This window comes from Vibrio palustris (genome assembly GCF_024346995.1).
In the GTDB taxonomy this organism is placed as follows: Bacteria; Pseudomonadota; Gammaproteobacteria; order Enterobacterales; family Vibrionaceae; genus Vibrio; species Vibrio palustris.
Map to the genome: position 1 here is coordinate 1,076,136 of NZ_AP024888.1, position 6,632 is coordinate 1,082,767.

Consider the following 6,632-nt stretch of genomic DNA (forward strand, 5'->3'; position numbering starts at 1 on the left):
GAATCTGCGGTGGATTTACAGGTTTTTTTAATGCGCTGATCAAACGATCAGATTTCATAATGAAATGTTCACAAAGAGTGTATTATCAGCGATAAGAGCTCTACATAAAACAACAAGTAGAGTACAAGTATCACATAATAAAAACATTCCTTTATAAAGAGCGCATTATGCTTACAAAAGGGATTAATCACAGTACATTAAAATGAAATCTTACCTTCCATTTTTGAAATGCACTAAAATTAAACACCTAAAGATAATATTATTTTATCCATATACTAGAGTGTAGTCGTCACATAACATCATGTGCACTAAATGGTGTGTTTTTTGACCACCACCACATAGCATTAGCCCAATCTTATATATCGATCCGAGCCATCCTACACTTGCTTGGAGTATGAATAAATAAAACCTGAAGAATAAATTGTTTAATTCTCTGATTTATCTCTAACGGCTTTGATCAATACCGACGTATCCATACGACCATCTCCCTTCTGAGATAGTGATGTGTAATCATCAAAGACAGTTTGTGTTAAAGGTAAATGAATGCCTTGTTGCTGTGCTTCATCCAAACAGAAGCCGAGGTCTTTAATCATCCAATCAATGGCAAACCCAAAATCAAACTCATCTTTTGCCATGGTTTGTGCTCGGTTTTCCATTTGCCAAGATCCCGCGGCGCCATTTTTCAAACACGAAACTAAGGTCGCAACATCTAAACCCGATTTTTCAGCAATGAGTAAACCTTCGGACAGCCCTGTTAATGCACCCGCAATACAGACTTGATTAACCATTTTGGCGCGTTGTCCCTGGCCAACCTTCCCCATCAACGTTGACGAGCGCGCGTAAGCAGTCAAAATAGGTTGTAGAGTGTCGAACAATGCTGCTTCTGCGCCACACATTACCGTTAACACACCATTTTCTGCGCCGGCTTGACCTCCAGAGACGGGGGCATCCATAAAGGCAATATCGTATGCTTGCGCAGCTAAATTTAACTCTTCGGCTAAAGTGGCTGATGTGGTGGTATGGTCAACTAAAATCGCCCCCGGTTTCATCGCGGCAAGCGCGCCGTCAGGAGCGGTCGTGACACTACGGACATCATCATCATTACCGACACACATCAGTACAACATCTGCCTCTTTCACACATTCCGCAATGGTCGCGGCGTAATTGCCTGGATACGTTTGCGCCCATTGCTGAGCTTTTTGTGTCGTACGGTTGTAGACCGTGACCTCGAAGCCCTTTTCAACAAGGTGTCCCGCCATTGGGTAACCCATCACTCCCAATCCGATAAAACTGACCTTCATAATATTCATTCCTTGCTATTGATTAATTCGCACCAAACAGATGGTAACCCTTTGGCGAGCTTATGCAATCCATTATCCAGCACTCAGTTTGTAACCATAAAAAAACCGGACCCAAAGTCCGGTTTCTATTATTTAAACGATGAGATTAACCATCTAGATTTGCGTTATGGTAAACCTGTTGTACATCATCACAGTCATCCAACAAATCTAGGAATTTCTGGAATGTCTCCGCATCTTCCCCTGTCACATCAGTATAGGTTTGAGGAACAAAGGTGATTTCCTCTACATCAATCTCTGTGTCTGGGAACGCTTCAGTCAATGCCGTTTTGGCTTTGAAGAATTCAGTATGAGGAGCAAAAACCGTTACGACACCGTCTTCAGCTTCGACATCACTGACATCAATATCAGCCATCATTAATGCTTCTAATACTGGCTCGTCATCTTCACCTTTAAATTGGAAAACCGCTTGGTGTTCAAACATATGTGATACTGTGCCTGGACTACCAATTTTCGCTCCTGTTTTCACGAAACATTGGCGAACGTCTTGGAAGGTACGATTACCGTTATCCGTTAAACAGTCAACAATCACACTGGCGCCGCCTGGGCCAAACCCTTCGTAACGCGCAGTTTCATAATCTTCACCGCCGCCACCACTGGCTTTGTCTAGGGCTTTATCAATAACATGGCCTGGAACATTGTCTTTCTTCGCTTTCGAGATGAGAGCACGAAGCGATAAATTTGCTTCCGGGTCTGCGCCGCCATTTTTCGCACACACGTAAATTTCTTTACCGTATCTGGAAAAGACTTTAATTTTTGCGCCTTGAGTTTTCGCCATTGAGGCTTTGCGCACTTCAAAACTTCTTCCCATCGGGATGTTCTCTCTGGTTCTGTATATTGCGGAGGATTTTAGCAAGAGTAAACGTCATTTCAATTTCTCTTGCAAAGACATAAGCGTTCTTCTAAGCGACGCCCATCACTCGTTTATATTTGTCGACAGATTGCTGAAACCACTGTTTTTCATCATCTAGACGAATGGATTTCATTTGTTGAGTGATTGCGTCTGGTCCAGATTTGCCTTGCTTCATTTTCCAAACAATAAAAGAAGCTTGTTTATCGAGCTCTATTTTATTTTTTTCTTTGGGATCTAGCTGCGCAAGGTTGTAGGACATGCTTATACTCTTCAATCGAAACACTTAGTGGAGCAATATAGCATAGAGACAGTAGAAAAATTAAGGGGAAAAATGCTCAATATGAGTGAATACATCAAGAAACAGCTAAAAATACGAAGGGTGGCTTATGCCACCCTTCTGAATTCAATGATAGTTGCCAATCAATCAAGTAAGCCTAAATCACGCGCTTCCTCAATAGAAAGACCACTGTCTCTTATATCACGGAGTATTTCGATACGACGGCGAGCTTCAGCTGACTTTATGCCTTTTCCTTCACTACGCTGAAAATCCGCTTCATCCATGAAGCCCCATTTACTTGCCATGTTAGCCATATCATCATGGTTAATAGAATTAATTGACATAATAAGTACCTCCAATAAAACCATGGTGGGGACAGGGTCATCTTTAGCAAACCTCTCGTATCATGTTAAGGCTTTTCGATGAAGATTGTGAAGCAACGCAAAGAACGTCCATACCGTCATTATTTCCTCACCACAAATTTAGTTTAAGCAGCAAAAGCGATATAAAATTAAAAGATCGGCGTTTTTTTGGTTATAACTTTTGTTCAGCATCCTAAAAGATCGAACAGTCGTTGCTCGATCATTGGTTACAACGATGGTTTGAATACTTTATATAGCTAAATGATCATTGGGTTATCGGAAGCATGATCATGCTTGAGAAAGTGACATGGATCGTATCACTATAAACTCATCGTATAATAACGGTAGGAAAATAGACAAAAAAAAGGCGAGGACTCTAAGAGTACTCGCCAAAACTATTCAGAATGAATGTAATAACAATATGAGCCAATCTAAGTTATTAGATAGGACAAAAGGTTGTCTATTCGGTATAAACAATACCTTTCATCTTGAATATCAATGTCAGAACGACGTCAAGCTTATGTTGGAAGTTTGTTGAGAGTTATACTTCTAACGTAAGTTCATCCAATACTTGAAACACACTCTCATCTAAGTGCCCTTCCATGATTTTTTTACTCACTTTCCGTCTTACCGCAAGTCCTGATATAAGACGTTCTATCGACAAATGACGGCGGTTTGATTGGGAGTTATAAAGTTCGATCACCTTGCTTAATGTCTCATATGGCACAACCTGGTCCCCGACTTTAAGCATTTCTAGCTTATCAACGAGCTCAACACACTCTTCGCGAATAGAATTCGGTGAATGTCCTGTCATTGCCGCTAACGCAATAATACTTCGTTCTAGCGCTTCTGAAGAAGTATATTTAGATAACGTAATCGTGATTTCATCAGCATTAATTTCCACCAAGTGTTTACGCAATTTCACTCGGCGTCCAAGGTTACCTCGAGATGAAGACGGTTTACGCTGAATTGGCTCAAATTCACCATCAATGATTTGAGATAGCTCTTCGAGTTTTTGTTTCGATACCATTTCATTGCGTAATGGATTGGGTAAGGTAGGTGCCATGTTTCGCTTACCAGCGTTTGTCGTACGTGCACGTGAATAGCGTAAAACCTCTTCCACATCGCATTTTATATCCACTTCATAATCTTGAATTTTGTTTTTTTCGACTAAGGATGTGATGGTTAAGTGATAGCCCCACAAGTTAACCACAAACATATTTTCGTCACCCTTGCCTTCCGATAACCGTTTAAGTTCGCGGATCAAGTCCATAGAAAAGCGTCGCCATTCAATATTTCTAGCGAGCTTTTGATTTAGCTCGCTCAATAACATGACATCGGTATGACGACGTGACATACGACTACGGAAGTATGAGTACAGCTGGAATACGAGTGTATGTTGACGCAAGATCTCTGGAGGGAACAAGAAAAAGTAATCACGAGTTAACAGCTCTTCGAAAAATGATGGCTCCCAGACCAAAATATATAAATTCGGTTTAATACGGATCTCACCATCACTATTTTCTGTAGGCGCTTCTTCTGATGCAGTGATGGTACGCGCAAGAAACCGGAAACGGTCACTTTTAAAGCCCTCCGGCATATTTTCACTTAGCCATCGACCAGTAAGCTCATGCAGTTGAAAGTCGGTAAATTCGATACGATCAATACTGTCGCGAATGGAATCTCGTGCTGGCCCACTGTCTTTTTTGCCACGTAATTGAAGAATGTCGGTGATGTATAATGGTGTTTTATTAGGTACATGACTAGCATTCAGATGGTAATCTTCTTGGTGTGAATCATGATATTGAACCGTTAATGTGAACAGAGCAAACAGAGTCATGAGATCGTCGACGGTCATGATATTTTTTGATGATCGTGTTTCGATCACCGCTTTGGTACCTGAGATCGACACCATCGATTTTTGATATTGTTTACGGGTACGTGGTGGCGCAAGAGCCTGATCAATAATACCGGCCCAATTAGTCGGAGATACAATGAATTGATCGGCTTCGTCTTTCATTGCTGGTGGCATGTTCAAACCATGTTCATGCAACAAACGTTGATTAACCTGTGTTTGTGCTAATGCTTTTGAACGCTTACGTTTTTCCGTTTGTTTCACTGAATCGGTCATTAAGCTGGTAGAGCCAAGGACTGAAATCAACTGATTCGGATTAATAAACCGATGTAGCATGGTTTTACCAGCTAAGCCTTCTTCAAACTTGACGGGGATTTGTTTGAAAAGACCGACTTGCACAGCAGCTCGCAAGCGTTGTTGGATCGCGGCTCGAGTCAGTTTCCCATCTGTCGCGTCGATGAGTTCTGTGGTTGATACCAATCCATCTTTGCTACGAAACCCCTGTAGTGAGATTAAGTTTAATAGTTCGATAATACTTTTGGTGACGCCTTTGAAGTGTTGATACTGATCTATCCAATCAACTGCTATTTCTGATACTTCAAATAAATGCCCATCTTTGTGAGAGCGTGGTGCTTTAATCAATAATTTTTCTTCAGAACTCATATCTGCTTCCGCATCACGTTAACCGTAATATCGCTATGTTTCCATGAAGCATAATGAAGTTTTGATCATAAATAAAGAAAAATTTTTAGGTTTTAAATAACTGATCTTTTTGTTTAATCTGATTAATATTGATTAATATGATCATATGATCTGGACGAGAAGTTGCTTTTAAGTGACTGTTTTTAAACTAGATAAAAAATACCTTCTCGAAAGCATGATCATCTATTTTTAGAAACTATGATCATCATATTTTAGAAAGCATGATCAGATGATCTTGAATCAATGATCATGAATAGTTGGCATCAATGATCAAAGAGATTACCCAAGCATGATCATCATATGATCACAGGTTATCCACAAACTGAATTTGCTGTTTGCTGGTTTATTCGCTTTTTCATGCCGACTTCGACTTCGTTGCCGTTTACTATCATCCGATTTCGTCAATTTTAATACGAAAGCATGATCATGGAAGTGACTCATCCCCTACTTTTGTGGTTATTTTGGTCGATTTTATTGGTTGAATGACATCGGGCTCTTATTTCTTCTTAGATACTGATACATAGCGCGGGTTCGTAAGCATGATCAAGGTGATTTACACGCTGGTATCGGTGTTTCGATTTTACTCTATAACTGCAAATATACTCTTTTATGCCGCTGCATGCATTGGTACATCTGGCATCTACCGTAACTTAGCTGTTATTTATCATGCTTCCGAAAGGATCATTATCTTGATCATTGATCCGTTTGCTATTGATTGCAATTGACTGGTGAGGGATCGATTTAAAGCGATGATTTTTTCTTGATCATCGTTCCGTAGAGTAAGATTTTACACGGAACGATGATCATGATGGTAGCCTTGATCATGCTTCCTTATTGTTGATTGATCATAAAAAATTGCTTTTTATTGCTGAGCGTAACCGCAAAATAGAAATATTTAAGCTTTTTTCAAGTTGAAATGACATATGCCGTAATTTACTAGCGTATTGTAATCGTTCCGTAGACGTTACTTTTTATTTTTCGTTAATATTTATAACTTTTTAATTAGTTTACATTGTAAATAAGTGACGCTGTCACATTTTTATTGTTTGAATTTTTTACCGTAGTTATTGGTAGAAAACTGATGATATTTATTGGGTTTGTTCATACTATTGCTAAATTAAGTTGTATTTAATGTGATATAGCTCTATAAGTATACGTACACCTTTTTGTTGTAAATTAATTGCTATGCTGTACAATTTATTTATCAAAGTCCTACTGATGGAAT

At 39.6% G+C, this 6,632-nt stretch carries 5 protein-coding genes; all 5 read right to left on the reverse strand.

The window, feature by feature from the left end:
• Positions 1-425: 425 nt before the first annotated feature.
• Positions 426-1,301, reverse strand: coding sequence for an NAD(P)-dependent oxidoreductase (locus tag OCU30_RS17260; RefSeq protein ID WP_077314735.1), 876 nt, complete (start codon positions 1,299-1,301; stop codon positions 426-428).
• Between the two features lie 145 nt (positions 1,302-1,446).
• A complete protein-coding gene (locus tag OCU30_RS17265) occupies positions 1,447-2,169 on the reverse strand; it encodes a YebC/PmpR family DNA-binding transcriptional regulator (RefSeq protein WP_077314734.1) in 723 nt (240 codons plus the stop codon).
• A 91-nt stretch (positions 2,170-2,260) separates the two neighbouring features.
• The gene (locus OCU30_RS17270) at positions 2,261-2,470 is read right to left on the reverse strand and encodes a DUF3283 family protein (protein ID WP_077314733.1); all 210 of its coding nucleotides are present in this window, start codon (positions 2,468-2,470) and stop codon (positions 2,261-2,263) included.
• Between the two features lie 161 nt (positions 2,471-2,631).
• Positions 2,632-2,832, reverse strand: a complete 201-nt coding sequence (locus OCU30_RS17275; protein ID WP_077314732.1) for a hypothetical protein — start codon at positions 2,830-2,832, stop codon at positions 2,632-2,634.
• A 559-nt stretch (positions 2,833-3,391) separates the two neighbouring features.
• Positions 3,392-5,368, reverse strand: a complete 1,977-nt coding sequence (locus tag OCU30_RS17280) for a replication initiator protein RctB domain-containing protein (RefSeq protein WP_077314730.1) — start codon at positions 5,366-5,368, stop codon at positions 3,392-3,394.
• Positions 5,369-6,632 lie beyond the last annotated feature (1,264 nt).

Coding starts and splice junctions, on each gene's coding strand:
- OCU30_RS17260 (WP_077314735.1), bottom strand. CDS start 1,301: ATGAAGGTCAGTTTTATCGGATTGGGAGTGATGGGTTACCCAATGGCG.
- OCU30_RS17265 (WP_077314734.1), bottom strand. CDS start 2,169: ATGGGAAGAAGTTTTGAAGTGCGCAAAGCCTCAATGGCGAAAACTCAA.
- OCU30_RS17270 (WP_077314733.1), bottom strand. CDS start 2,470: ATGTCCTACAACCTTGCGCAGCTAGATCCCAAAGAAAAAAATAAAATA.
- OCU30_RS17275 (WP_077314732.1), bottom strand. CDS start 2,832: ATGTCAATTAATTCTATTAACCATGATGATATGGCTAACATGGCAAGT.
- OCU30_RS17280 (WP_077314730.1), bottom strand. CDS start 5,368: ATGAGTTCTGAAGAAAAATTATTGATTAAAGCACCACGCTCTCACAAA.